Source organism: Paraperlucidibaca sp., from assembly GCF_982810325.1.
Map to the genome: position 1 here is coordinate 45,451 of NZ_CEYEMI010000009.1, position 25,338 is coordinate 70,788.

The 25,338-nt window shown below is 52.6% G+C and carries 23 protein-coding genes and 1 tRNA gene; 13 read left to right on the top strand and 11 right to left on the bottom strand.

The genetic code is table 11. The annotated features are described in order from the left end of the window. Positions 1-87 precede the first annotated feature (87 nt). From AC3DKE_RS05105 to dapE, 3 genes are all read right to left on the bottom strand, one after another. A tRNA-Arg gene (locus AC3DKE_RS05105) sits at positions 88-164 on the bottom strand. Positions 165-199: 35 nt separating this feature from the next. Then, positions 200-1,048, bottom strand: a complete 849-nt coding sequence (locus tag AC3DKE_RS05110) for a sigma-70 family RNA polymerase sigma factor (RefSeq protein ID WP_379067829.1) — start codon at positions 1,046-1,048, stop codon at positions 200-202. A gap of 167 nt (positions 1,049-1,215) precedes the next feature. After that, positions 1,216-2,364 carry a succinyl-diaminopimelate desuccinylase gene (dapE, locus tag AC3DKE_RS05115; RefSeq protein ID WP_340675315.1) on the bottom strand — a complete coding sequence of 383 codons (1,149 nt, stop codon included), beginning with the start codon at positions 2,362-2,364 and terminating at the stop codon, positions 1,216-1,218. Between the two features lie 211 nt (positions 2,365-2,575). Here dapE and AC3DKE_RS05120 point away from each other — a divergent pair, with 211 nt between their 5' ends. The 5 genes from AC3DKE_RS05120 to AC3DKE_RS05140 are packed head-to-tail and all read left to right on the top strand — an operon-like array spanning position 2,576 to position 7,203. Then, entirely contained in the window at positions 2,576-3,745 is a 1,170-nt protein-coding gene (locus AC3DKE_RS05120) for a branched-chain amino acid ABC transporter substrate-binding protein (protein WP_340675316.1), read from the top strand. 3 nt (positions 3,746-3,748) lie between these two features. Beyond that, positions 3,749-4,678, top strand: a complete 930-nt coding sequence (locus tag AC3DKE_RS05125; protein WP_340675317.1) for a branched-chain amino acid ABC transporter permease — start codon at positions 3,749-3,751, stop codon at positions 4,676-4,678. Further along, positions 4,675-5,736, top strand: coding sequence for a branched-chain amino acid ABC transporter permease (locus AC3DKE_RS05130; protein WP_487990173.1), 1,062 nt, complete (start codon positions 4,675-4,677; stop codon positions 5,734-5,736). The genes AC3DKE_RS05125 and AC3DKE_RS05130 overlap by 4 nt, the downstream gene beginning before the upstream one ends. After that, positions 5,729-6,499, top strand: coding sequence for an ABC transporter ATP-binding protein (locus tag AC3DKE_RS05135; protein ID WP_379067840.1), 771 nt, complete (start codon positions 5,729-5,731; stop codon positions 6,497-6,499). Before AC3DKE_RS05130 ends, AC3DKE_RS05135 begins: the two co-directional genes overlap by 8 nt. Further along, on the top strand, positions 6,496-7,203 hold the full coding sequence (locus AC3DKE_RS05140) for an ABC transporter ATP-binding protein (protein WP_340675320.1): 708 nt from the start codon (positions 6,496-6,498) through the stop codon (positions 7,201-7,203). Before AC3DKE_RS05135 ends, AC3DKE_RS05140 begins: the two co-directional genes overlap by 4 nt. Before the next feature lie 67 nt (positions 7,204-7,270). Here AC3DKE_RS05140 and mltF read toward each other — a convergent pair whose 3' ends face one another. After that, positions 7,271-8,740: a membrane-bound lytic murein transglycosylase MltF gene (gene mltF, locus AC3DKE_RS05145; protein ID WP_340675321.1), complete on the bottom strand. Its 1,470-nt coding sequence runs from the start codon at positions 8,738-8,740 to the stop codon at positions 7,271-7,273. Positions 8,741-8,960: 220 nt separating this feature from the next. Here mltF and purL point away from each other — a divergent pair, with 220 nt between their 5' ends. The 3 genes from purL to AC3DKE_RS05160 all read left to right on the top strand — a co-directional run bounded on the left by purL (position 8,961) and on the right by AC3DKE_RS05160 (position 14,581). Next, positions 8,961-12,851, top strand: a complete 3,891-nt coding sequence (gene purL / locus AC3DKE_RS05150; protein WP_487990174.1) for a phosphoribosylformylglycinamidine synthase — start codon at positions 8,961-8,963, stop codon at positions 12,849-12,851. Between the two features lie 101 nt (positions 12,852-12,952). Further along, positions 12,953-13,960 carry an AraC family transcriptional regulator gene (locus AC3DKE_RS05155; protein WP_487990175.1) on the top strand — a complete coding sequence of 336 codons (1,008 nt, stop codon included), beginning with the start codon at positions 12,953-12,955 and terminating at the stop codon, positions 13,958-13,960. Between the two features lie 327 nt (positions 13,961-14,287). Next, positions 14,288-14,581, top strand: a complete 294-nt coding sequence (locus AC3DKE_RS05160) for a hypothetical protein (protein WP_340675324.1) — start codon at positions 14,288-14,290, stop codon at positions 14,579-14,581. A 228-nt stretch (positions 14,582-14,809) separates the two neighbouring features. Here AC3DKE_RS05160 and AC3DKE_RS05165 read toward each other — a convergent pair whose 3' ends face one another. Together AC3DKE_RS05165 and AC3DKE_RS05170 are read right to left on the bottom strand one after the other, a co-directional pair. Continuing rightward, complete coding sequence (locus AC3DKE_RS05165; RefSeq protein ID WP_340675325.1) at positions 14,810-16,534, bottom strand: bifunctional protein-serine/threonine kinase/phosphatase; 1,725 nt, start codon at positions 16,532-16,534, stop codon at positions 14,810-14,812. Between the two features lie 2 nt (positions 16,535-16,536). Beyond that, a complete protein-coding gene (locus tag AC3DKE_RS05170) occupies positions 16,537-17,346 on the bottom strand; it encodes a formate/nitrite transporter family protein (protein ID WP_340675326.1) in 810 nt (269 codons plus the stop codon). Between the two features lie 327 nt (positions 17,347-17,673). Between AC3DKE_RS05170 and AC3DKE_RS05175 the strand changes: the two genes are divergently transcribed. Together AC3DKE_RS05175 and AC3DKE_RS05180 are read left to right on the top strand one after the other, a co-directional pair. Further along, a complete protein-coding gene (locus tag AC3DKE_RS05175) occupies positions 17,674-17,964 on the top strand; it encodes a DUF167 domain-containing protein (RefSeq protein WP_340675327.1) in 291 nt (96 codons plus the stop codon). A 92-nt stretch (positions 17,965-18,056) separates the two neighbouring features. Further along, the gene (locus AC3DKE_RS05180; protein WP_379072051.1) at positions 18,057-18,200 is read left to right on the top strand and encodes a YqaE/Pmp3 family membrane protein; all 144 of its coding nucleotides are present in this window, start codon (positions 18,057-18,059) and stop codon (positions 18,198-18,200) included. Between the two features lie 228 nt (positions 18,201-18,428). On the opposite strand, the gene bfr is transcribed toward AC3DKE_RS05180, so the two are convergent. The 4 genes from bfr to AC3DKE_RS05200 form a co-directional block, all read right to left on the bottom strand. Continuing rightward, positions 18,429-18,908 (bottom strand): bacterioferritin, encoded by a 480-nt coding sequence (gene bfr, locus AC3DKE_RS05185; protein ID WP_340675329.1) that lies wholly within the window; start codon positions 18,906-18,908, stop codon positions 18,429-18,431. Between the two features lie 66 nt (positions 18,909-18,974). Further along, positions 18,975-20,180, bottom strand: a complete 1,206-nt coding sequence (locus AC3DKE_RS05190; RefSeq protein WP_411729815.1) for an acyl-CoA dehydrogenase family protein — start codon at positions 20,178-20,180, stop codon at positions 18,975-18,977. A gap of 122 nt (positions 20,181-20,302) precedes the next feature. Continuing rightward, positions 20,303-21,607, bottom strand: a complete 1,305-nt coding sequence (locus tag AC3DKE_RS05195) for an acyl-CoA dehydrogenase family protein (protein ID WP_340675331.1) — start codon at positions 21,605-21,607, stop codon at positions 20,303-20,305. A gap of 166 nt (positions 21,608-21,773) precedes the next feature. After that, entirely contained in the window at positions 21,774-22,316 is a 543-nt protein-coding gene (locus tag AC3DKE_RS05200) for an NUDIX hydrolase (protein WP_340675332.1), read from the bottom strand. A 56-nt stretch (positions 22,317-22,372) separates the two neighbouring features. Between AC3DKE_RS05200 and AC3DKE_RS05205 the strand changes: the two genes are divergently transcribed. From AC3DKE_RS05205 to purT, 3 genes are read left to right on the top strand one after another with little or no spacing between them, the layout of a single operon-like run. After that, entirely contained in the window at positions 22,373-22,990 is a 618-nt protein-coding gene (locus tag AC3DKE_RS05205) for a CoA pyrophosphatase (protein WP_340675333.1), read from the top strand. A gap of 26 nt (positions 22,991-23,016) precedes the next feature. After that, positions 23,017-23,538: a gamma carbonic anhydrase family protein gene (locus AC3DKE_RS05210; protein WP_340675334.1), complete on the top strand. Its 522-nt coding sequence runs from the start codon at positions 23,017-23,019 to the stop codon at positions 23,536-23,538. 27 nt (positions 23,539-23,565) lie between these two features. Next, positions 23,566-24,762: a formate-dependent phosphoribosylglycinamide formyltransferase gene (gene purT, locus AC3DKE_RS05215; RefSeq protein WP_340675335.1), complete on the top strand. Its 1,197-nt coding sequence runs from the start codon at positions 23,566-23,568 to the stop codon at positions 24,760-24,762. A gap of 40 nt (positions 24,763-24,802) precedes the next feature. On the opposite strand, the gene AC3DKE_RS05220 is transcribed toward purT, so the two are convergent. Next, positions 24,803-25,338 (bottom strand): transporter associated domain-containing protein (locus AC3DKE_RS05220; protein WP_487990176.1); only part of this gene is annotated, 536 nt, incomplete at its 5' end.

Consider the following 25,338-nt stretch of genomic DNA (forward strand, 5'->3'; position numbering starts at 1 on the left):
TCAAATGCGCTTTTTCGGCCGATGTTCATATGCCACTACTTTCAGCGAGTACTATAGATTTAATAGTTAATTAAATCATTGACTTAATGGTGCCCCAGAGACGATTCGAACGTCCGACCTGCCCCTTAGGAGGGGGCTGCTCTATCCAGCTGAGCTACTGAGGCTTAGCTCGGTATTCTAGCGGATAGAGCGTGCAAATTCAGCCATCTAGGTCATTCAAACAGTCTTTATCTAAGTGTTCCTCGTGCATCCATAAGCGTAGCTTTGCTAGCGCCTCAAGCTGAATTTGTCGTACGCGTTCGCGCGTTACGCCAATGGTTGTGGCGATGCACTCAAGTGTTTGCTTGCAATGACTGTTAACGCCAAAGCGGCAGTTAATAATGTACTGCTCGCGCGAGTTTAATCTAGCCACAAAGCGAAACATGGCGGTGAGTAAGTTACTTTGCAGCGATTGATGCTCTGGGTTTTCATGCTCACCACAGCTCGGGTGTAGTGGATGCCCCTCATCTTCAAAGGTGGTCATGCTTGTAGGTGACTCTCGCCAAGGCAGCAGTTCGCGCACTTCATTTTCGCTGCGACCAATGGCATCTGCCATATCGGCCGGCCGCGCGTCGTGTCCATAGCGCTGACGCCATTCGCGGCTAACTCGTAGACATTTATTTAGACGCTTGCCCATGTGCACCGGCAGACGCACAACGCGCGATTGATCCATGATGCCGCGCTCGATGTATTGGCGTATCCAATGCACAGCATAGGTTGAAAAACGAAAGCCACGGCTAGCGTCAAATTTACCAACCGCGTGTATTAAGCCGAGGTTTCCCTCCTCAATTAAGTCTTCAAATGCCATGCTAGAGCGCTGATGTTGTCGCGCTATGCGAAGCACTAGACGTAAATTGCTGACAATCATGCGGTCGCGTGCACAGCCATCGCCCGCTTGCGAAGCTAAGCACAGGCTTAGCTCCTCTTCGGCCGTGAGTAGAGGGTAGTTGCGCACCTCGTTGAGGTAATACTGTAGAACACTACGATCGGGGAGTGATGGATTCTGCATGATGCATTCCTTGCCTGTTAGTGGCTATCCGAGCCGGCAAGGAAAATTAAGCAGAGCTACTTGTTAAACGCTAGGACAGCTCTGCATTTAGCCGACTAACGGCTGTTTATCGGGATGACTAGCTAGATCAGACAAATGCCATACAGAAGTATGATTTTTAACCAACATTAGTTGGTCAGCAAACGCTGCAAAATGCCCTCATAGAGGTCGGTCAGCGTGTCTAAGTCGGCTGCTTTCACACATTCGTTGATCTGATGAATCGTGCGATTGACCGGCCCTAGCTCCAATACTTGCGCACCTGTGGGTGCGATAAAGCGGCCATCAGATGTGCCGCCGGTAGTGAGCAGCGCAGGCGTGCGACCAGTGTAGTGCTGAATACTGCCAACCGCGGCATCGACTAATGCGCCAGCTGCTGTCAAAAATGGCTGGCCGCTTAAGCGCCACGCCAGCTCATAGCGCAGGCCGTGTTTATCCAAAATGGCCTCAGTGCGCTCGCGTAAAACCGCCTCAGTCAGTTCGGTAGAAAAGCGGAAGTTAAACACTACTTCGACATTGCCTGGGATGACGTTATTGGCGCCTGTGCCGGCGTTGATATTGGAAATTTGGAAGCTGGTGGCGGGGAAAAAGGCATTACCTTCATCCCAAGTCTCAGCGGCCAGTTCGGTAAGCGCGGGCGCGACGCGATGAATTGGGTTGTCGGCCAAATGCGGGTAGGCGACATGGCCTTGTTTGCCGAGCACATTAAGGATGCCGCCGAGCGAGCCGCGACGGCCATTTTTAATGACATCGCCGACTAGATCAGTGCTGGAGGGTTCGCCGACTAAGCACCAGGTGATTTTTTCGCCGCGCGCTTCCAACGTTTCCACTACTCGCACGGTGCCATCGATCGCGATGCCTTCTTCGTCGCTGGTGATCAAGAACGCAATGCTGCCTTTATGGTCTGGATGCGCAGCGACAAAGCGTTCGCAGGCCACCACCATGGCGGCGAGTGAACCCTTCATGTCAGCTGCACCTCGGCCCATCAACATACCGTCTTCAATGCGTGGCTCGAATGGCGGCACTGCCCATTGCTCGCTAGGACCTGGCGGCACGACATCGGTGTGACCAGCAAAAGCAAATAGAGGACCTTCTGTGCCACGGCGTGCCCAGAAATTATCGACTTCACCAAAGCGTAGGCGCTCAATCACAAAACCGATGGCCTCTAAGCGACGGATCATTAGGTCTTGGCAGTCGGCATCAAAAGGTGTCACCGAGGGTTCGCGGATGAGGGCGAGGGTGAGTTCTAGTGTGGGTGATAAGGGCGTGGCTGCGTTCATCAGATTCTCGTCGGCATTGTTTGGTTTTGTGGCCATTTCGCGGCACACTGTGAGCACAAAATATCTCATTAAGCGCCGCAGTTTAGCGATCTTGTGCCAGCGCGTCTTGCCAACAAGGTAATAACAACTGGTGGGTGATCTGTTCAGCAAGGCCTAACGCAGTAATAATCACACTTTTGGCCACATGGCCTGTGCAACGAGCAGACATATCATGATGAAAAAATCCTCGCGCATTGCTGCCGCCGTCATTGCTGCCGCTACCGTTTTGGTCGCTTGTAGCCCAAAGCCACATACGCCATCGATGACAGAAGACGGCAAACGCATCGTGGTCATTGGCCACGCCGCGCCGCTCACTGGCACTCAGGCGCATCTCGGTAAAGATAATGAAAATGGCGTGCGCTTAGCCATCGATGATTTAAATGCCGCTGGCTTTAAAATTGGCGATGAGTCGGTGGTCTTTCAACTCGACTCGCAAGATGATCAGGCCGACCCGCGTATGGCCACCACAGTCGCGCAAAAGTTTGTTGATGATGGCGTTAAGGCCGTCATTGGTCATTTGAACTCAGGCACCACCATGCCGGCTTCGCGTGTTTATAACAGCGCTGGCATCGTAGAAATCTCGCCTTCGGCAACCACGCCACGTTATACCCAACAAGGTTTCGATAACGCCTTTCGTGTCATGGCGAATGATATTCAGCAGGGGCGAGCTTTAGGCGAATTTGCCGTACAGGAGCTGGGCGCGAAGAAAATTGCCATCATCGATGACCGCACTGCCTATGGCCAAGGCCTAGCTGATGAGTTTGAAAAAGCCGCTATTGCTGCCGGCGCTGAAATCATTGTGCGCGAATACACCAGCGATAAAGCCTCGGACTTCACTGCTATTTTGACCAAGATTAAAGGTAAGAAGCCGGACTTGTTATTTTTTGGTGGCATGGATGGTCAAGGCGCGCCTATGGCCAAGCAAATGCAGTCATTGGGCTTAAGTATGCAGCTGCTTGGCGGCGATGGTATTCATACCGCCGAGTTTATGAAGCTTGCCGCAACAGCTGCCGAGGGTGTTGTCGCATCGCTTCCGGGTCGACCTTTAGACACGCTAGCGAATGGCCCAGCGTTTAAAAAGCGCTTCGAAGCTAAGTACGGAAAAATCCAGCTTTATGCACCGTATTGCTACGACGCTATGATGATTCTCGCGCAAGCCATGCAGCGTGCCGGCACTACCGATCCTGTGAAAGTGAAACAAGAGTTGGCCAAAACTGACTATAACGGCGTTACCTCGCGTATTCGTTTTGATGCTCAGGGCGACCTCACGCAAGGCTCGATCACGGTCTATCGCGCCAAGGCCGGCCAATGGCAAGTGCTGAAAACGATTGAGTCGAAATAAGCCATGGATGTGTTGCAGCAACAGTTACTCAATGGCCTGATTTTAGGCAGCATTTACGCATTGATCGCGCTTGGCTACACCTTGGTGTATGGCATTTTGGGGCTAATTAACTTCGCTCATGGCGAGGTGGTGATGATCGGCGCCATGGTCACCATCAGCGTATTGAGTTGGTTGCTCGGCATGCATTTGCCCTTGTCACCGGTGTTACTCATTGCGTTTAGCTTGCTGCTGGCGATTCCGGTTTGCGCTTTGTTGGGCATGGGTATTGAGCGCTTCGCCTATCGACCGCTGCGTGGCGCGCCGCGTTTAGCGCCGCTGATCACCGCCATCGGTGTTTCCATCGTGCTGCAAAACGTCGCCATGATGATCTGGGGTCGCCAATACATTCCTTTTCCTGCGATTTTGCCGAGTGAGCCAATTCAACTTGGCTCTGCCACCTTTATGCCGGTGCAGGGCGTCATTGTGCTGCTCTCAGCGGTGTTGATGGGCGCGCTCTTGCTACTCGTGCATCGCACCAAACTTGGCCGTGCCATGCGCGCTGCGGCGCAGTCACCATCGGTTGCTCGCCTGATGGGCGTCTCCGTTGATCGTGTTGTCGCTAGTGCCTTTGTTATCGGCTCGATACTGGCGGCGGTCGCGGGTGTGATGGTTAGCGCTAATTATGGCCAAGCTCATGCCTATATGGGCTTTATGCTAGGTCTAAAAGCCTTCTCCGCTGCCGTGCTTGGCGGTATTGGTAACCTTGCAGGGGCAGTCGTTGGCGGCTTGCTATTGGGCATTATTGAAAGCTTAGGTGCGGGCTATATTGGCGACCTGACTGGCGGCTTTTTGGGCAGCCAATATCAGGATGTCTTTGCATTTCTAGTGCTGATTTTAGTGCTGGTGTTTAGGCCGTCGGGCCTGCTTGGCGAACGCTCGGCGGATCGTCCATGAAGTTCAATTTAATGGCATTGGCGCAAGGCCGCGTGCGTTGGTTTTTATTAGGCCTGCTGCTCACCGCGCCATTTTGGATGGGCGCTTTGCTTGGGCCGTACTGGGTGCGCATCCTCGACTACTGCTTGCTCTACGCCATTTTGGCTCTAGGGCTAAATATCGTTGTTGGCTATGCCGGCTTGCTCGACTTGGGCTTCATCGCCTTCTACGCCGTTGGCGCTTATGTCTTTGCGCTACTAGCCTCGCCACACTGGGATATGCATTGGTCGCCCTGGCTGATTTTACCTATCGCGGCAGCTATCGCGGCTGTGGTTGGCGCCATGCTCGGCGCGCCAACTTTGCGGCTACGCGGCGACTATCTCGCCATTGTCACCTTGGGTTTCGGCGAAATCGTACGCTTGTTTATCAATAATCTTGATCGACCAATAAACATTACCAATGGCCCGCAAGGCATTAGCGGCATCGATACTTTAAGCGTTGGTGGCTGGAGTTTTGACCAAGGCTTAAACTTTGGCGTGGTCAACTTGGTCAGTGCGCAGCTGTACTTCTATGTGCTACTCGCGTTGGTTATTATTGCCGTAGTGGCCTGCCGCCGCTTAGAAAACTCCCGCATTGGTCGCGCCTGGGTTGCCATTCGCGAGGATGAAGTAGCGGCGACTGCCATGGGCATTAATACGCGCAATATGAAGCTATTAGCCTTCGCCATGGGCGCGAGCTTTGGTGGTGTTGGCGGAGCGCTATTTGCCTCGTTTCAGGGCTTTGTTAGCCCTGAAAGCTTCACGTTGATGGAGTCGGTCATGGTGCTGTGCATGGTGGTGCTCGGCGGCATGGGGCATATCCCAGGCGTGCTGTTGGGAGCGTTTTTACTGACCATCACGCCAGAAATTTTGCGAGAAGTTATTAGCCCTTTGCAGCAGCAGCTATTTGGCCATCAAGTTGTCGATCCGGAAAACTTGCGCATGTTGCTGTTCGGCCTTTCGATGATTCTGGTCATGCTCTATCGTCCTGGCGGGCTCTGGCCATCGGCCCGGCGCGCGCAGGAGCTGAAGCATGACTGAGCTTTTGCAGCTGCGTGATATCAGCAAGCGCTTCGGCGGTGTTAAGGCTTTAAAGGGCATCGATTTAAGCATTCCCGAAGGCACTATTTATGGCCTGATTGGCCCCAATGGCGCCGGTAAAACCACGCTGTTTAATATCATCACCGGCATGTATACCGCCGATACCGGCACTCGCGTATTGCGCGGCCAAGCCTTGCCGTTGAATTTGAAGCCCTACGAAATCGTCATTCGTGGTATTGCGCGAACGTTTCAGAATATTCGCCTGTTTCACTATATGAGCGCCTTAGAAAACATCATGGTGGGCTGCCATCGCCACAGTGGCATAGGCCTGTTTGCTACCTTGTTTAATACCGCGAACGCTCGCACCGAAGAAGCCAGCATTCGAGCGCGTGCGTTTGAGTTGCTCGACTACGTTGGCCTGCCGCGCAGCTGTGCTTCGCGCCTAGCTAATGAACTGTCATATGGCGACCAGCGCCGCCTAGAAATTGCCCGCGCCTTGGCCACACGGCCGTCATTATTAGCGCTCGATGAGCCTGCTGCCGGCATGAACCCAACCGAGACTGAGGCGCTGCGCGTATTGCTCACCCGCATTCGCGATGACGGCATCACCGTGCTGCTGATTGAGCACGATGTAAAACTGATGATGAGTTTATGTGATCGCTTGGCCGTGCTCGACTTTGGTGAGCTGATAGCCGAAGGCGAGCCAGCAGCTATTCGTCAAGATCCACGCGTGATTGCGGCGTATTTGGGAGGTGAGGCATGAGCTTACTGAGCGTGCGTGACCTCACCGTGCATTATGGCGGCATTGAAGCCGTGCGCGGCATCAGCTTGGATGTGCAGGCTGGGGAACTGGTCTCGCTTATTGGGGCCAATGGCGCGGGTAAAACATCGACCATGGGTGCACTTGGCGGCCTGCTAAAAGCGGGTGGCTCATTGACCTATGACGGTGTCGACTTAAGCCGCTTGCCGGCGCATGAGCGAGTAGGGCGCGGCCTAGCATTGGTGCCAGAAGGGCGCGGTATTTTTGCCAAACTCACGGTGCTGGAAAACTTACAAATGGGTGCTTACTGCCGCAATGATAGCTCGCAAATCGCCCACGATTTAGCGCAGCAATTAGAGCAGTTTCCGCGCTTAGCGGAGCGTCGTGGGCAGTTGGCTGGCACGTTATCGGGTGGTGAGCAGCAAATGTTAGCGATTGCTCGCGCACTAATGAGCCGGCCGAAATTATTACTGCTCGATGAGCCGTCGATGGGCCTGGCCCCAATTTTGGTTGAGCAGATTTTTCGACTGATTGAGCGGATAGCTAGCGAGGGTGTGGCAGTGCTGTTGGTTGAGCAAAATGCCCGCCAAGCGCTGGAAATTGCGCAGCGAGCTTATGTCATGGAGTCAGGTGTTATCACGCTGAGCGGCGAGGCAAAAGCACTGGCTGCCGACCCACGTGTGCGGGCGGCGTATTTAGGGCACTAGTGCGTAGATTTTGCGGGTGCTAAGACTGCGTGTATCGAGCGCAGTAAGTAGGCAGAGCGTACAGAATTTACTGCGTGGTCGAATTACTAATATCAAAATCAAGTGATGCCACCTGAGTTTTGCTCAGCGTCACCTGCGTATTGAGTGCGATGGCATCGTAATAACGACGAACCTGCTGGACATAATGCAGGCCTTGGCCAACATCCGGCACAGAGCGGCCTTGGCGACGATTATCCTGCGCTAACTGGCGTAAATTACGCGACACATCGAGCCAGCTATTGGCATCGCCGCCATTGCGCTCGGTGAGTTTGCGGGCGCGCAAAATATGCGCAGGGCCCATATTATATGAAGCCAGCGCCATCCACGTGCGATCAGGCTCGGCAACGCTCTCTGGCATACGATCGTGAATGTATTTGAAGTAGGCGCTGCCACCATGAATGCTTTGGCCGGCATGCTCACGATTTTTTACGCCCATCATCGAGGCAGTTCCCTGCGTCAGCATCATCAGGCCTTTAACACCTGTTGGTGACACAGCGTTGGGGTTCCATTTCGACTCTTGATAGGCAATGGCCGCAAGTAGACGCCAGTCGACATCGGTGGCGGTGCTCTCGCGCTCAAACAACGATTGATAATGCGGCAAGCGGTTAGCAATATCGCGATTGAAATGCTTGGCGCCATAGCTGTCGAAGACGTTGCCATTGCTATAAAACTCGGCCAAACGCTGCAAAGTGCCATCGGCCTGTTTGCGCACTAAGAAGTCTTGGGCGGCTTGGTAAAGGCTGTGATCACCAGACTTCATGAACACCCAAGACACTGCATCGGTGCGCTCAAGCGACATGCTGTCGCGAAGATTAGGGAAGAGTGGGCGGAAGGCGTCGAATTCGCGCGAATTCATCGCGACAAAATCGACTCGGCCTTCATCGAGCAAGCCTAATAAGTCGAGGCTTTTGCCTTGGCGAATCTCGATGATTTTGACGTTTTCAACTTCGCGCACAGAGTCTTTTAAATGCTGGGCCTCGGTGCTGCCTGCGACGACACCAACGACTTTGCCGGTAAGCCCTGAGATATCTTTGGGCATGCGCTGATCATTGCGCTGAACCAGCTGCTGCTGAACTTCAATGACTGGGTTGCTAACGCGCAAACGCTCAAGGCGAGGGTCGTCGGCGGTAATGCCAGTGAGTGCGAGTTGAGCTTGATTGCGACGAATCGATTGCAAGACTCGGTGCGGTGATGTGACTGAGTCGACAACGAGTTTTACGCCGAGTTCATTAGCAAACTGCTGCGCAAGCTCGAACTGCAGGCCGTGAGTATGGCCATCTTGCTGGAAGAATGTGCTGGGGCTAGAGACGCCGACGAGGTGAAGTTCACCACTGCTACGCACCATGTCCAAAGCATTTTGCATAGGCTGCAAGGCCAGTGTGCTAGCTGCTAATGTGCCCGCTACCGCGACTTTAACGTGGCGGCGGTTAATGCGTTTGAGCATTTTAATAGCTTGGCGATGCGGGCTTAGACGCTTTGGTGGGCGTTTAATAGCCATGTGGCACCTCAACTTGTCTTCTCTGAGTTGCTTGCAGTGTAGGGCTAGGAAGGCTGAGCGTCCAACCTGACCCGATGAAGCTCGCTAGATTGTCCGACAATGTCTCGGCGCTGGCCGCGAATACAGACTGCGCTAATGTGACGATCAGCCGTCCGTCGGCAGCTGTTTTTGCTACACTATGCACCTCAGATTTTTCCTCTTTGGCACGCGAGACTCCACTATGCTGCTTCTGCCCGGCGCTTCTGCGCTCACCGCCTTCCGTCAACAACGTTTGTTGGACACCTTGCGAGAGCTTCAGCCCAGCATTCAGGCGGTCTCCGCACGTTGGCTGCACATTGTCGACACTGACTTAAGCGAAGCTCCAGAGTCGCTGCAAGCACTCTTACATTATGGCGATGAGTTTGATGTCAGCGAGCAGGGCCGAGTGGCGGTAGTGGTGCCACGGCCAGGAACTATTTCGCCATGGTCATCGAAAGCTACCGATATTGCCCACAATACCGGCTTGGCTGCCGTGCGCCGCATCGAGCGCGCCACTGAGTATTGGGTGGCTGGCGCTGAAAGTTTGAGCGCTGCCGATTGGCAGCAAGTCACTGCGCTGCTTCACGATCGCATGACTGAAGCGGTGCTTAATGCTCCTGCGGACGCCAGCATTTTATTTCGCCAAGAAGCGCCGCGTGAGCTGAAATCTATCGATGTTTTAGGTGGTGGCCGTGAAGCTTTAGCTGAGGCCAACCAAACCCACGGCTTTGCGCTGAGCGATGACGAAGTGGATTATCTGGTCGACAACTTCACGCGCTTGGGCCGCAACCCGCACGACATCGAGCTGATGATGTTTGCTCAGGCCAACTCCGAGCATTGCCGCCACAAAATTTTCAATGCCAGCTGGGTGATTGACGGCAAGGCTACGCCGCACACGCTATTTGGCATGATCAAAAACACCTACGCCAATTACAGTGTCGGCATTTTATCGGCCTATCACGATAATGCCGCGGTCATTGCCGGCAGCGAAGCCGATCGTTTTTATCGCCTCAATGGCGGCCACGCTTACGGCTTTAATCACGAGCCCGTGCATATTTTGATGAAAGTGGAAACGCATAACCACCCGACCGCGATTGCGCCATTTGCCGGTGCAGCGACAGGCTCTGGTGGTGAAATCCGTGATGAAGGTGCGACCGGTCGCGGTGGCAAACCCAAGGCGGGACTCACTGGCTTTACGGTATCGAACTTGAATATCCCCGGCTTTGTGCAGCCATGGGAAACACCATATGGCAAGCCCGATCGCATCGTCACTGCGCGCGACATCATGCTGCAAGGCCCACTTGGCGGTGCGGCATTTAATAACGAATTTGGTCGCCCAGCCCTGTGCGGTTATTTTCGTTCCTTCGAGCTGCGCGTCAACGGTGTTCATGGCTCCGAAGTCATGGGCTATCACAAGCCCATCATGATCGCTGGCGGCTACGGCAATATTCGCGATGATCATGTGCAGAAAAATCCGATTGAGCCCGGCGACCTATTGATTGTGCTCGGCGGCCCAGCATTGCTCATCGGCCTAGGTGGTGGTGCAGCTTCGTCGATGGCCAGTGGCGCCAGCGCAGAGAACCTAGACTTCGCCTCAGTGCAGCGCGAAAACCCTGAAATGGAGCGTCGGGCGCAAGAAGTCATTGATGCCTGCTGGAGTTTGGGTGCAGCCAACCCTATTGTTTCAGTTCACGATGTTGGCGCCGGTGGCTTGTCCAACGCCATGCCCGAATTGGTCAATGATCACGAGCTTGGCGCAACCTTGAATTTACGTGCTATCCCGAGCTTAGAGCGCGGCATGGCACCAGTTGAAATTTGGTGCAACGAAGCGCAAGAGCGCTATGTTTTGGCTATTCGCCCAAGCAGCTTGCAGCTATTTACTGAGCTTTGTGAGCGCGAGCGAGCCTTGTTTGCGGTCTTGGGTGAGGCAAAAGAAGTGCGACATTTGCGTGTGGAAGATGCGCATTTTGGTAATGCCCCAGTCGATATGCCGATGTCGGTGTTGCTCGGCAAAACACCAAAAATGCAGCGCAGCTTTCAGCGCCAACTGCTCACACAAACCGCGCTCAACTTGCGTGATGTCACTGCGCTAGACGCCGCCGAACGAGTTTTGCAGCTGCCTTCGGTAGCCTCAAAGCAATTCCTGATCACCATTGGCGACCGCTCAATTACTGGCTTAGTGGCGCGCGAGCAAATGGTCGGCCCATGGCAAGTGCCGGTAGCTGATGTCGCAGTAACCGCGACTGGTTTCAATGGCTACACCGGCGAGGCCATGGCGATGGGTGAACGCACGCCCGTGGCCATACTCAACGCCGCTGCCTCTGCACGCTTGGCCGTTGGTGAGACCATCACCAATATGGCGGCATCGCGCATTGCCAAGCTCTCCGACATTAAACTGTCGGCGAACTGGATGGCCGCCGCTGGCGCTGGCAAAGAAGATGAAAACCTCTATGACGCCGTCTACGCAGTGGGCATGGAGTTATGCCCAGCGCTGAGCTTAACCATTCCGGTGGGCAAAGACTCGATGTCTATGCGCACAGTTTGGCAGGATGGCGATGAATCAAAATCAGTGACCTCGCCGCTGTCATTAGTGGTCACCGGCTTCGCTCCTGTGACTGATATTCGCGCCACACTCACCCCTGAATTACGCCGCGATATCGACGATACAGTGCTAGTGCTGATCGATCTTGGTCGTGGCCATAACCGCCTCGGCGGCTCCGCCTTGGCGCAGGTTTATAGCCAAGTCGGCACGACGCCTGCCGATGTCGATGACCCCATGCTCTTACAAGCCTTCTTCGATGGCATCCAAACGCTCAATGCCGATGGCCGTTTGCTGGCCTATCACGATCGCAGCGATGGCGGCCTCTGGGCCACTTTGGCGGAAATGGCCTTCGCCGGCCGTGTTGGCGTCAACGTCGCCCTCGACGCGATAGCCGACAGTGATAGCGAGGCTGATATCTTAGCCGCACTATTTAGCGAAGAATTAGGTGCTGTGCTGCAAGTCCGTGCCAGCGATGCTGAGGCGGTGAAAGCTGCTTTTGCCAATACGCTAGTTGCCGGTCATGTGCACGTGCTTGGCGGCCTTAATAGCCGTGAAGAATTGAACATCAGCCTGAAAGGCAAGGCTCGCTTAAGCCTGCCGCGCTCGCGTGCTCAACAGTTGTGGGCCGAGACCAGCTATCGCATGCAAGCGCTGCGCGATAACGCCGACTGCGCCGAAGAGGAATTCAAGGCCTTGGCCGAGCCAGCCCCCGGCTTATTTGCCAAACTTAGTTTCGATATCAATGACGACATCGCCGCACCGTTTATTGCTAGCGGCATTCGTCCACGCGTGGCGATCTTGCGTGAGCAGGGCGTCAATGGCCAAACCGAGATGGCTGCAGCATTCCATCGCGCCGGTTTTACCGCGATCGATGTGCACATGAGCGATCTCATCAGCCGTCGTGTGTCATTGAAGGACTTCGTTGGCCTTGTCGCTTGCGGTGGCTTCTCTTATGGCGACGTGCTCGGCGCTGGCGGTGGCTGGGCTAAATCCATCCTCTTCACCGAACATGTGCGTGATGAATTCGCGGCCTTCTTTGCTCGCCCAGACACCTTTAGCTTAGGCGTGTGCAATGGCTGCCAAATGCTCTCGCAACTGAAGGCGCTCATTCCAGGCGCGGATATGTGGCCAACCTTTGCCCGCAACCGCAGCGAAGTCTTTGAGGCGCGAACTTGCTTGGTTGAAGTGCCGGAATCGCCTTCGTTATTTTTAGCGGGAATGGCCGGCTCCACTATGCCCATCGCCGTGGCTCATGGCGAAGGCCGCGCGCATCACGACGCTAGCACGTTGGCGGCTCTGGGCGAACAAGGCTTGGTTGCTCTCGGCTGGGTCGATGGTTATGGCCGCCGCACGCAGCAGTACCCGCTCAATCCCAATGGCTCGCCACACGGCATTGCCGGCGTGACCAGTCGCGATGGCCGCGCCACCATCATGATGCCGCATCCCGAGCGCGTATTCCGTGCCGTGCAACACAGCTGGCATCCGCAAGAATGGCAAGAAGACGGCCCGTGGATGCGCATGTTCCGCAATGCTCGTCGCTTTATCGGATAAGGCCTACTCGCGGCGTAGGCTTTGTCTGCGCCGCGGCAAAATGCGAGTAGACTCGGGCTCATGATGAGACCCCTTGCGCCGACGATAATTGAGACTTGCTGATGACTGAGCGAACGGACGCGCCGATTTTGCTGCGACTGGCCTATCAGGCCATGCTCAAGGCTGGATTGCCGGTCGAAGCTATCTTGCTACAAGCCAAAGTGTCACCTAACTGGCTTGATGTTGAGTCGCCCGAGCGCACGCCATTTGCCGGTCAAGCCATGTTTTGGCGCGCACTCGAAGACATCTCCGGCGACCCTCATATCGGCCTGCACTTAGGCGAGCATCTACCGGTCTATCGCGGCCAGGTGCTCGAATACCTCATTTCATCCAGCCCCACTTTTGGCGAAGGTCTGCACCGCGCCTTGGCGTATCAGCGCTTATTGAGCGATGCCATTACCTCGCGCTTAGTAATCGATGGTAATCACTGCTATCTCGCCGACATTGCCGATGCCACCGGCATGCGTCATTTTGCCGAAGCACTAGTGATGGGTGTGATCCGCTTTTTTGGCTCGCTTACCGATGGTCACTTTCAGCCACTCGCCGTGCACTTCACGCATGTTGAAGGCGCATCTCCGGCCGAATACGAACGCGTTTATGGCTGCCCAGTAACGCTAGGCTGCAGCGAAAATCGGATCTATTTTGATATGCGAGTGCTTGACCACCAGGTTTGGCATGCCGAGCCAAGCTTGTTGCGCCTGCATGAAAAAATGGCTAACGAGAAGCTCGCTGAGCTTGAGCGTTTGGATTTAGTTGAAGCAGTGAAGCGAGCAATTGGTGAGATGCTAGAGTCAGGTGATACCACGTTAGAGGCGGTGGCGCAGCGCATCGGCATGCCGGCGCGGCGTTTGCGGACTGAGCTGGAGGAGGCGGGCACAAGCTTTAATCATGTGCTGGCAGACTATCGTTCACGGTTGGCGCGGCGTTTATTGGCTCGCACCGATGAGAGTATTGAGCAGATTGTGTATTTGACGGGATTTGCCGAGCCGAGCACGTTTTATCGGGCGTTTAAGCGCTGGACTCAGGAAACTCCGATCGAGTATCGGAAGCGGAAGCAGCTTGAAGCTTGAGCTAGTTGGCGCTGGTGGAGATAGTGGCTGTGCTACGGCTTCGCCTATTCGCACCGCCACTATCTCCACCAGCGCCTGAGTCGTCAGCAATAGAGCCTCTCGCGAATAGGCGAAGCCGTAGCGAGGGGCTCTATTGCTGACGACTTTTCTCAATGGGGGCTCTTGTGCTAAGAGCTCACGTACTGCCAGAGGACTGCTGCGAAGAACATGAAAATATACTGCAATAAAATAGTATGCCTAGCTCTGCTGGCGGTGCTTCTTCAAGGCTGCGCTGGAGTAAGGCTAAGTTATAAATCGTTGCTGAAAAATCCTGACGTAGAACCATCCTTGCAAATAAAGGTCGGTGAAGCCGCTGAGGTTTTAGCAATTGGCAATGGCTTTCCGGGTTGGTGGGGTTACTACCCTTGGATGATCAGTGCCGCGCCAGAGATAGCCAGTATTGAGTGCGAAAATACCAGAAGCTTCATCCCATTCCGTGAGCCTGGAGTCTTATTTGGCGGCACCGTTTGTAGACTAGTTGCCCATCAAAAAGGCGATGCCACACTCTATTTTGGCAATAAATTTAATTTGGGCGAAGATGCTCATGCGCTAAAAATAGCGGTAGTTGTAGAGGATGAGTAGCGCTGACAGCTCGCTTGCTCGTCTTAACGTTAGCGCTGTTTAAGGCAAGACGCCTCCGCATAAGGTTATCGAAATCCAAGACCTATCGAATGAACAAGTTAGGCATAAACTGAATCATGCTGGGCGTTAACTAGCTTTTTTACTACTTTTTTGAAGATAAGCTTAGTAAGCTCCTAGCGAATATATATCATGGTTAGCCTTTGTGGCCTGGCGATAATATATTTTTATTTACTGTCCTAGGCTAAGTAAATATAAAATAATCATAAGTAGTATTGATGATATTGCTTGCCATACTGCTACTGGATTTCGCTCAATCAGTGGAGGGCGTATTTTGTTTAAAAACTGCTTACTTGGCTGGCGCAAGTCATGAGTAAACTCAAATATTTCCTCGTAACGCTGGCTTGGTAATGGATGAACCGCTTTTTGAATAGCATAATCTACCCATTTAGGGATTTCTCGGTCCTCTTCAAGCACGCTACGATACCAAAGCTTCTTTTGGGCGGATAAAGTCTTAGTTTTTGCGACATTAGTGTCATAAGGATAGCGTCCAGATAAAAGATAGTAGGTAATTACTCCTAGAGAGAATAATTCTGATCGTGTTGTGCCATATTCGCCCAAAAAATACTCCGGCGCACTGTAAAGAGCTGTGCCTTGTAAGTAGGTGGCTGGCTGCTCTATCGTTGTTTCTTGTAGCCCAGCGATGCTAACAGCGCCGAAGTCGATTATTTTAATGACACCATCTGTATCGATCATAATATTTTCAGGTCGTAAGTCCTGATGCAGCATCTCCATGCGATGAAAAGCATATAGCCCTTTGGTAATTTGCTCCACAATACTGCGGACGGCTTCGATATCGGCTTTTGGGTTGTCTATTGCCCACTGAGCTAGAGTTTTGCCTTTGATGAATTCGAATACGGTATAAATATAATTGCGCGGTCTGTCTGGCAATTCTGCTTTCATGACGTGGGTATTATTAATGCGCCTAGCAACCCACTCCTCCATCAAGAAGTGCTCTAAATAGTCTTCATTTCCGCCTAGGTCAACTGAGGGAGTTTTTAAAACTACCTGCTTTTTTGATGCGTTATCTTGTGCTAAGTAGACATGGCTTCTGGAGTTGGCATGAATTTCTCGAAGAATAGTGTAGCCATCAAACACCATCCGCCCTCTGAGTTCGGGTGGGAATGGTAGCTGCTCTATTTGTTGCTTAACGTGATTTACTGCCTGCTCTGGCAGATTATCGATTCGCACAATTTGAATGCTAAGATTGTCATCGCTACCTTGTTCATACGCTAGAGTAGTGATGGCTTGTGCAGCAGCATTTAGGTTGTCGTGGTGCTGCTCTAGTGTTGAAACTATATCTTGCGCACTAACGAACTCATAAACTCCGTCAGTGGTAATAATAAAAATATCGCCTGCGTTAACGCTTAGTAATTGATAGTCAGAGTTGCATTTTGACTCAATGCCTAGTGCGCGACTTAGGTAGCTTTTATCTTGCGTAGCCCATAGACGATGATCATTAGTGAGTTGCTCTAGGCCATTACTATTAAAGCGATATATTCTTGTATCGCCAATATGGAGAATATGCGCAGAGTGACCTTTTATAATTAGTGCGCTAAATGTACAGACATAGCCCTTATCTTTGTCATAGCGATGTGGGCTACTCATAGTTTGTGAATAAAGCCATGAGTTTGTGGCAGATAGAACGCGTTCAGCCGAGCCTTTAACGGACCAAGCCTCAGACGTGCAGTAATAGTCTTGCAAAAAGCTTTGTATCGCGGTTTGACTAGCTATATGGCTGACGGCACTACTACTAATGCCATCAGCCATTGCAACAGCAATACCTTTGATTCCACGTAAAGAATCTTCAGGAATATGAATACCATGAAAGTCTTGGTTCTCTAACTTTCGGCCTTTGTCAGAGTGCTGCCCAATACTAACTTTCAGGTTATTCATTATTATGCATTGCGCTTAGGTGCAGTTCTAACATGCGTTGAATATAAAGTGAGGCCAGTAAAAGCAAGGCCGCCAACTAAGTTGCCCAAAGCGGTAGGGATTTCATTCCATATTAAATAGTCTGCAATAGAGAAGTCTCCACCCATGATTAAGCCGAATGGAAACAAAAACATATTAACTACAGAGTGCTCAAATCCCATAAAGAAAAATAGGAATATTGGCATCCACATGGCAATAACTTTTCCGCTAACTGATGTTGATATCATCGCCCCAACAACGCCTAGAGATACCATCCAGTTGCAAAGCATGCCACGAATAAAAATAGTCAGCCAGCCATCTACTCCATATTGAGCATAACCTAATGTACGTGCTTCACCGATACTAGCTACTTTCGTGCCAACGGCGCCTGCATCAGTATTGAAGCCGTAGGTGAAAACAAAAGCCATCATGGCTGCAACGGTTAAGGCGCCAGCAAAGTTTCCTAAGAAAACTAAGCCCCAGTTTCTTAGTACGCCGGAAACTGTAACACCAGGGCGTTTATCAAGTAAGGCCAACGGTGCCAGCACGAAGACGCCAGTTAACAAGTCAAACCCCATTAAATAGAGCATGCAAAAACCGACGGGGAATAAAATTGCGCCAAGCAGAAATGAACCAGTTTGAACGGCAATAGTAATCGCAAAAACAGCAGCTAAAGCTAAGATTGCACCAGCCATATAGGCACGAATTAAGGTGTCACGAGTAGACATGAAGACTTTTGATTCTCCAGAGTCGACCATTTTTGTAACAAACTCAGAGGGTGCTAAGTAGGACATAAGATTTCTCTTTTAAAGGTAAAGGGCTAGCCATTTGGTATCACTCGTGCGTTTTATAAATGCCTAAGATTTACTCACTTTTCCCTGATTTTTCTTCAAGAAAATGCTCTCTGCTATGCTTGGGTATTGAGCATGAAGAACCAAACGATATGTTTGTAAGAGCAAGAGCTGTGCCACAAAAAAAATGGGAAATAGCCTGTTTTTTAATAAATTTCGCACCAACTTAGGATTGTTGATGGCCTGCTTGCTCCGCTATGGTGCGAGAGCTTAAGCATTATGGCGTGACTATTTATTTTGATTTTTAATTTAATGAGAAGCGATTGCTGCATGACATATAAAGAAAATGTGCTAGTTAGGCTTAGCGTGAAAGTAGTTCCAGGCGCCTCGAAGTCTGAAATATCTGGATGGTTGGGTGATGCGCTGAAAATTCGTGTGGCTGCTCAGCCCGAGAAAGGGAAGGCGAATGCGGCAGTGGTGCTTGTGCTAGCAACTAGCCTTGGTCTACCTGAAAAAAGCGTTAGCGTTGTTTCAGGCAAGACATCTCAGCATAAGGTTGTCGAGATCCAAGGCCTATCGAATGAGCAAGTTAGGCATAAACTGAATCATGCAGAGTGCTAACTAACTTTTTACTTTGAATGAAATCAAGTTCAAAAATACACTAAAGTGCGACATCACCACCAAGCTTGGAGCTTCACATGAGCAAACTGATCATGATTTTACTGTCGATTTTCTTACCGCCAGTAGCCGTATTTATAAAAGAAGGTGTAGGCAAGCATCTGATACTAAACATCATTTTGTGCTTACTTTTTGTTCTTCCCGGCTCTGTGCATGCGTTATGGGTAAACATGAGGTAGAGGGGGAGTGTCATCCGAGAAATGCATAGCGCCGACCTAGCGCTGCCGCGAAACAAGCTAGCCTATTTCTTATCAGGCAGGCTTGGCGGCCCAAGAAAATATTTGCTTCAGAAGAGCCTGCGCGAGCTCCGAAAGCATGAGGGGTGGATGAGGTCGGCGCGAATAGGCGAAACCGTAGCGCAGTCCTCATCCACCCCTCATGCTGTTCTCAGATAAACGCCAAAAGCCTCAGCTATCAGCGCCTTCCATCTGAGTCTGCAAATAATTCTGAATCCCCACCTTCTCAATCAAGCCTAGCTGCGTTTCCAGCCAATCCACATGCTCTTCCTCAGCATCCAAAATATGCTGAAATAAATCGCGACTACCGTAATCACTAACACTCTCGCAGTAGGCAATCGCCTCACGCAAATCAGGAATGGCTTTGTTTTCCAAAGCCAAATCTGATTTCAGCATCTCTTCGGTATTTTCACCAATCATCAATTTGCCAAGATCTTGCAGGTTAGGAAGGCCTTCCAAAAATAGAATGCGCTTGATCAGCAAGTCGGCATGTTTCATTTCGTCGATGGATTCGTGATATTCGTGAGCGCCAAGCTTTTTCAGGCCCCAGTCGTCATACATCCGCGAATGCAAAAAGTACTGATTAATCGCCACCAGCTCATTGGCCAGGGTTTTGTTCAAATGAGCAATGACTTGCTTATCGCCTTTCATGGATGGCGCTCCTAGGTTACGAATGGATGCCCAGAGTTTGGCCTCTGGGCATCCCTGTCGCAAGCCTTACTTCAGTTGAGCTGAGCTTTTGCCGAGCACGCGGCGGGCAATAATCAGCTGCTGAATTTGCTGCGTGCCTTCGAAAATGTCGAGGATTTTAGAGTCGCGCGACCACTTCTCTAGCAGCTCATCTTCGCCATAACCGAGCGAGGCGGCGAGCTCGACACACTTCAGTGTGACCTCGTTAGCCACTCGTCCGGCTTTGGCTTTGCAGATAGAGGCATCTTTAGAGTTCGGCTGCTTGTTATCTGCCATCCATGCGGCTTTTAACGTGAGTAGGCGTGCGGCCTCCCATTCTGCTTCTAAGCGATACAGCGTGGCTTCAGCGTGCGATGAGTTGAGCGGTGGTGTGCCGTAGTTGGGATCGATGTGGTCGGCGAGTAATTCTTTCATGCGCTCAATGGAAGCTGCGGCGACACCAACAGCCATGGCCGCAACCAAGGGGCGGGTGTTATCGAAGGTTTCCATGACGCCGGCGAAGCCTTTTTTCAGATCAATTTCTGGCGTGCCGAGTAAGTTGGCGGCAGGCACGCGGCAGTCGGTGAAGTTGATCGCCGCGGTATCGGAGGCTTTGATGCCGAGCTTGTGTTCGAGGCGAGTGACTTCCATGCCTGGTGTGCCGTGCTCGACAACGAAGGATTTAATCGCGGCCTTGCCTAGCGATTTATCCAGAGTGGCCCAGACTACGACGCACTCGGCGCGGGCACCTGCGGTGACGTAGATTTTCTCACCATTAAGAATGTAATCATCGCCATCTTTTACCGCGGTGGTGCGAATAGCGGCGGAGTCGGAGCCGCAGCTGGGCTCGGTGATGGCCATCGCGGCCCATTTGCCCTTAAAGCGTGCGAGCTGTTCGTCGTTGGCAACTGCTGCAATAGCGGCATTGCCCAAACCTTGGCGTGGAATCGACAGCAGCAGGCCGGTATCACCACGGCACAGCTCCATGGTGCCGAGCGCGACAGATAAATTGCCACCATTACGAATGCCAGTATTGCCATCGGTACTTGGGCGCTTACTAGCACTGGTGGCACCAGCGGCTTCATCTGAGCCCTCGTTCATGCCGTCGAGTAAGGAGGCGAGCATGTCTAATTCTTTCGGATAGGCATGTTCAGCACGGTCATATTTGCGTGAGATGGGACGATAGAAATTGTCCGCGACTTGCTTGGCTTGCTCGATGAGCATGGCAAATTTTTTCGGTGTGTCTAAGTTCATGATGCTGCTCCAGCGCGTGAGCGTGTGAGTGGCTCAATGCGCGCAAATAGTTGCTTCTAAAATAGCCGCTGGTGAAAACGGTGGTTTAGGCCGGTATAAAAACGACGTCAAAAAAGTCTGGTTTATAAATGCAAGCCGCCGTGAGCAATCGCTACGGCGCGTAAATCGCGATACCAACGCTCGACTGGATGCTCTTTGGTGAAGCCGTGGCCACCGAGTAGCTGCACGCCATTGGTGCCGATTTGCATGGCTTTTTCTGCGCACAACAAACGCGCCAAATAGATTTCGCGATGGAAGGGTTTGCCAGCTTCGGCGAGCGAGCCAGCACGCCAGGTCATGATGCGCATAGCTTCGACTTCGATGGCCATGTCCGCGACCATAAAGGCCACACCTTGGCGATGCGAAATCGGCTCACCAAAGGCTTCGCGTTCATTCACATATGGCACGACATAATCGAGCACGGCCTGCGCCGTACCAGTAGCCAAAGCGCACCAAGCCAAATAACCAAAGTCGATAAAGGCTTGATAGTCCAGCTCGCCTTCACCTAGTAAAGCCTCGACTGGCAGCATCACATTATCGAGTTGCAGCTTCACGGTTTCTGCCGCCTTCATGCCCATCGCAGGGTCTTCTTGGAAGCGCAAACCTTCGGTGCCGGCGGGCACGATGAACACTTGCGGCTGGCCATCGAGTTCGGCGGCAATGAGCAAAAGCTCGGCACTAGCGCCGCCAATGACTAAAGATTTTTCACCATTGAGCACAAAGCCAGACTTATCGCGACGAGCTTTGGTGCTTAGGCGCGATGGGTCAAATAAGACCGTGGGCTCACTCACTGCAATGGTCGCAAGCGGTGGCGTGTCTTCAGCAAATGCGGGCAGATAAGTCGCTTGCTGACTATCGCTGCCCCATCGCGTTAAGGCATTGGCAACGGACATTGGCGCAAGTAGTGCAGCCGCCAAAGAAAAGTCGCCATGCGCTAAATCTTCAGCCGCTAACAGTTGCGTGACTACGGTGGACTCAGAGGCAACACCGCCGAGTGCTTCGGGCACGGCATAGAGCGCAAGACCAAGCTCTTGAGCCTGAAGACGTAGTGCCTCGGGGCAGCGCGCGGTGGCATCGGCATCGTGGGCTTGTGGTCGTATGGTATCGGTGGCAAAGCGCTGCAATGAGTCGCGCATCATGTGCTGCTCATCACTGAGCGAAAGATCAAAGAGGCCACTATTGCTGGTATGGCTTAGGCGCTGCTTGCCTTTGCCTGCACTAGGTTTGAATAGGCGCGCGCTGGCACTGACGAGTTGGAAGCCAGCTTTGCTGCCGCGATACAGTAGTTTTTCAACAGGTTTGCGCAGCTTTAGGGTGTCGGCGAGTTGCGATTGGGCGAAACGGCTGAGGGCAGAAATGCCAAGGCCTTGGATATCTCCGGCGTTCATACGAGCTCCTGTGTGCATGAGCGTGACGAGTGGCCACGGGGTCAGCTCCGATCATGCACAGAAAAGTCGCGGTCGTGTTGACTTAGATGACCGATTGGTCTGTCATTTTCGACCTAGGCGCGCAGCGCATTGTTTTAACGAGAGACTATTGCGATGAGTAGGGGTCTCAGCTTTTGACTGGCGGTCTCAAATCATCGATGTGTAATGGAAATTCGCCACGCTGGCGGTCTTCGAAATAATAACGCAGGGTGCGTTTGACCGATGGAAATGCCAATTCATCCCATGGAATATCGGCTTCATCGAAGAGTTGGCACTCTAGCGATTCGACACCAATGCCAAACTTGCCATCGACCAAATGCGCGCGGTGCAACATATAAACTTGGTTGATGTAGGGAATGTTGAACACGGTGTAGAGCGTGAGTTCACGCACATCAGCTTCGGCCTCTTCCCAGGTTTCGCGGGCGGCGCCTTCAGCAACGGTTTCACCATTTTCCATAAAGCCGGCGGGTAGCGTCCAAAAGCCGTAGCGTGGCTCGATGGCGCGGCGGCATAGCAACACTTTATCGCCCCAGACCGGCAAACAGCCAGCGATGATATTAGGGTTTTGATAATGCACGATATTGCAGTCGTCGCAGATATAGCGCGGTCGCGAATCGCCTTCGGGAATGCGCTGTGTTACCTGGCTGCCACAATTGCTGCAAAATTTCATAACGAAAGCTCCCGTAAACGCGTTCCAGTATACCTGAGGGTGTGTATGATTCAGCCATGACTACGCACTCACGCATTGAAACGCTTAAGCAAAATCTCTCACCGTTTGATAACACCGTGCGTGCCGATGCGGCGGTGCTGATTGGCCTGAGTAATGAGCCTGAGCCCACTATTTTGCTAACCCAGCGCGCCCTGCACATGAACTCGCATGCAGGCGAGGTGGCATTTCCCGGTGGTAAACGCGATGCCGATGACCTGCATTTGGTTGTCACTGCTTTGCGTGAAAGCGAAGAGGAAGTGGCGCTGCCGCAGTCGAAAGTTGAAGTTATCGGGGCATTGAAGCCAGCGCGCGCCAAAAGCGGTATTTTGGTGATGCCAATCATTGGCGTGATTCACGATGCGCCTGAGCTACACGGTAATCCAGAAGAGATCGATAGCGTGTTTCGCGTGCCATTACAGTACTTTTTCGACATCAAGGCCGAGCGCACTCACCGCATTAATTTTCGCGGCCTTGACCTCGTGGTGCCGTGCTTTCGTTTTGATGGCTACATCATTTGGGGCTTAACGGCCTATATGCTGGTGGAGTTTATGCGGGAAGGCTTTGGCCATCATATTGACTACCCGTGGCCACCGGTTTTGCCCGGCGTATTGGTGCCAAAGCGCAGCGAAAGCTAAGTCTTAGCACTCTTAAGGAGACGAATATGAAGTATCAGTTAGGCGATCGCCGTGTTGAGGCCGATGGTGAGCATTGGGTGGCCGATAACGCCACAGTGATTGGTTCGGTGCGCTTGTGTGAGCGCAGCAGTGTCTGGTTTAACGCGGTGCTGCGCGGCGATTGTGACCAAATCACCATCGGCGAAAACTCCAATATTCAGGATGGTGCCGTGCTGCATACCGATTATGGATTTCCGCTGACAGTCGGTAGCAATGTCACTGTTGGCCACCAAGCCATGCTGCATGGCTGCACTATTGGCGATGGCTCGTTGGTAGGCATCGGCGCGGTGATTTTAAATGGCGCCAAAATAGGCAAGGGCTGTGTTATTGGTGCCAATGCCTTGATTGGCGAGGGCAAAGAGATTCCCGATTTTTCGCTAGTGGTGGGTTCGCCAGGCCGAGTGATTCGTGAGGTGCCCGAGGCGCAGCGACAAATGTTGTTGCTCAGTGCCCAGCATTATGTCGAAAATGCCCGCCGTTTTCGCGATGAGCTAAAACCACAAGATTAAGTGGCCTTGCCCTGTTAGGAGTTTTCGATGTCTGCACGCCAACCCATTAGCCTGGGCACACCATTTTCCGCGAGCGCTACTCGTGTCATGTTGTTGGGAGCGGGCGAGCTGGGCCGTGAAGTCATCATGGCTTTAAAAGGTTTGGGCTGTGAAGTGATAGCTGTTGATCGCTACGCCAATGCGCCGGGCATGCAAGTCGCTGATCGCTCACACGTGGTGTCTATGCTCGATGGCGCTGCACTGCGACGCATTATTGAGCTAGAAAAACCCGCACTGATCGTGCCTGAAATCGAAGCCATTGCGACCGATGAGCTGGTGGCGCTGGAGCAGGAAGGCTGGTGCGTGGTGCCGACCGCTCGTGCGGCTCAGCTCACCATGAACCGCGAAGGCATTCGTCGTTTAGCGGCTGAAACCTTAGGTTTAGCGACGTCTCCGTATGTCTTTGTTGATAACTACGTAGACTTCTGTGTGGCTGTCACGCAGGTTGGTATGCCCTGTGTGGTGAAGCCAATTATGTCGTCTTCCGGCAAGGGCCAAAGCACAGTAAAAACAGAGGCGGACTTACAGCACGCTTGGGATTATGCGCAATCGGGTGGCCGTAGCGGTGCCGGGCGCGTCATCGTTGAAGGTTTTATCGACTTTGATTATGAGATCACTTTGCTCACCGTGCGCCATGCTGGCGGCACCTCATTTTGTGCGCCCATTGGGCATTTGCAAGAGTCAGGAGATTATCGCGAGTCGTGGCAGCCGCAAGCGATGTCGGCAAAAGCGCTGGCCGAGGCTGAGCGCATTGCTGAGGCAGTTGCGAATGATCTTGGCGGCTGGGGTGTGTTTGGCATGGAGTTTTTTGTCAAGGGCGACAATGTATGGTTTAGCGAAGTCTCGCCACGGCCACATGACACAGGCTTAGTCACGCTGATGTCGCAAAACCTATCGGAGTTCAGCCTGCATGCGCGGGCAATTTTGGGCTTGCCAATTCCTGTTATTCGACAGCCTAGGCCAACGGCATCATGTGTTTTGTTGGTTAATGGCAATTCGCGGCAAATGCGCTTTGATGGCGTTGCTGAGGCATTAGCCGAGCCCGATACAGACTTCCGATTATTTGCTAAACCGGAAGTAGTGGGGCAGCGTCGATTGGGCGTGGCATTAGCGCAAGATGATAGTGTTGAGGCTGCGCGTGCGAAGGCGCGCGCTGTCATTGCAAAAATTAATGTGGTGTTGTGACGCTAAAATTGCAGAGCATGAGTGTGGCGGTAGGCCGGGCTTAGCTCGCTGCCTGCCAAATGCTTGCGCGGCGAATCAAATGGCCGCGCAATTCGTGCACTTCAATAAAGTAATCCGCAATACGCAAGCACACAGGCGCATCGGGAATAGCCTCTAGGCGATCAAGTAAGAGGCCGTTAAGCGTACGCGGTCCCTCCACGGGCAATGACCAGCCCAAGGTGCGATTAATTGCCCGCAAGCTCGCGGCGCCATCGATTAAGCGTGCACCGTCACTGGTTGCATGCATTTCTGTATGGCGATCGGCTGTGGTGGTAGTGAACTCGCCAACGAGCTCTTCTAATATCGCCTCAAGCGTGACGAGCCCCTGCACATCCCCATACTCATCGACGACGATGCCTAAGCGCCGCCGAAGTTTCTGAAACTCGAGAAGCTGAGCTGGCAATGGGGTGCGTTCGGGCAGAAAGTAGGCGCTGCGCACGGACTGCATGAGTGCGGCTTTATTAAACCCTTGCTGGCCTAAGAAGCGTGTGGTGTTGCGCACATGCAAAATGCCTACGGTGTTATTTAAGTCGCCAT

Bases quoted from the DNA above. Each gene is read 5' to 3' on its own strand.
- AC3DKE_RS05110 (WP_379067829.1), bottom strand. From the start codon at position 1,048: ATGCAGAATCCATCACTCCCCGATCGTAGTGTTCTACAGTATTACCTC.
- AC3DKE_RS05170 (WP_340675326.1), bottom strand. From the start codon at position 17,346: ATGTCCTACTTAGCACCCTCTGAGTTTGTTACAAAAATGGTCGACTCT.
- AC3DKE_RS05140 (WP_340675320.1), top strand. From the start codon at position 6,496: ATGAGCTTACTGAGCGTGCGTGACCTCACCGTGCATTATGGCGGCATT.
- AC3DKE_RS05190 (WP_411729815.1), bottom strand. From the start codon at position 20,180: ATGAACTTAGACACACCGAAAAAATTTGCCATGCTCATCGAGCAAGCC.
- AC3DKE_RS05125 (WP_340675317.1), top strand. From the start codon at position 3,749: ATGGATGTGTTGCAGCAACAGTTACTCAATGGCCTGATTTTAGGCAGC.
- purT (WP_340675335.1), top strand. From the start codon at position 23,566: ATGTCTGCACGCCAACCCATTAGCCTGGGCACACCATTTTCCGCGAGC.
- AC3DKE_RS05175 (WP_340675327.1), top strand. From the start codon at position 17,674: ATGACATATAAAGAAAATGTGCTAGTTAGGCTTAGCGTGAAAGTAGTT.
- purL (WP_487990174.1), top strand. From the start codon at position 8,961: ATGCTGCTTCTGCCCGGCGCTTCTGCGCTCACCGCCTTCCGTCAACAA.
- mltF (WP_340675321.1), bottom strand. From the start codon at position 8,740: ATGGCTATTAAACGCCCACCAAAGCGTCTAAGCCCGCATCGCCAAGCT.
- AC3DKE_RS05195 (WP_340675331.1), bottom strand. From the start codon at position 21,607: ATGAACGCCGGAGATATCCAAGGCCTTGGCATTTCTGCCCTCAGCCGT.
- AC3DKE_RS05200 (WP_340675332.1), bottom strand. From the start codon at position 22,316: ATGAAATTTTGCAGCAATTGTGGCAGCCAGGTAACACAGCGCATTCCC.
- AC3DKE_RS05155 (WP_487990175.1), top strand. From the start codon at position 12,953: ATGACTGAGCGAACGGACGCGCCGATTTTGCTGCGACTGGCCTATCAG.
- AC3DKE_RS05135 (WP_379067840.1), top strand. From the start codon at position 5,729: ATGACTGAGCTTTTGCAGCTGCGTGATATCAGCAAGCGCTTCGGCGGT.
- AC3DKE_RS05120 (WP_340675316.1), top strand. From the start codon at position 2,576: ATGATGAAAAAATCCTCGCGCATTGCTGCCGCCGTCATTGCTGCCGCT.
- AC3DKE_RS05205 (WP_340675333.1), top strand. From the start codon at position 22,373: ATGACTACGCACTCACGCATTGAAACGCTTAAGCAAAATCTCTCACCG.
- dapE (WP_340675315.1), bottom strand. From the start codon at position 2,364: ATGAACGCAGCCACGCCCTTATCACCCACACTAGAACTCACCCTCGCC.
- bfr (WP_340675329.1), bottom strand. From the start codon at position 18,908: ATGAAAGGCGATAAGCAAGTCATTGCTCATTTGAACAAAACCCTGGCC.
- AC3DKE_RS05130 (WP_487990173.1), top strand. From the start codon at position 4,675: ATGAAGTTCAATTTAATGGCATTGGCGCAAGGCCGCGTGCGTTGGTTT.
- AC3DKE_RS05180 (WP_379072051.1), top strand. From the start codon at position 18,057: ATGATTTTACTGTCGATTTTCTTACCGCCAGTAGCCGTATTTATAAAA.
- AC3DKE_RS05165 (WP_340675325.1), bottom strand. From the start codon at position 16,534: ATGAATAACCTGAAAGTTAGTATTGGGCAGCACTCTGACAAAGGCCGA.
- AC3DKE_RS05210 (WP_340675334.1), top strand. From the start codon at position 23,017: ATGAAGTATCAGTTAGGCGATCGCCGTGTTGAGGCCGATGGTGAGCAT.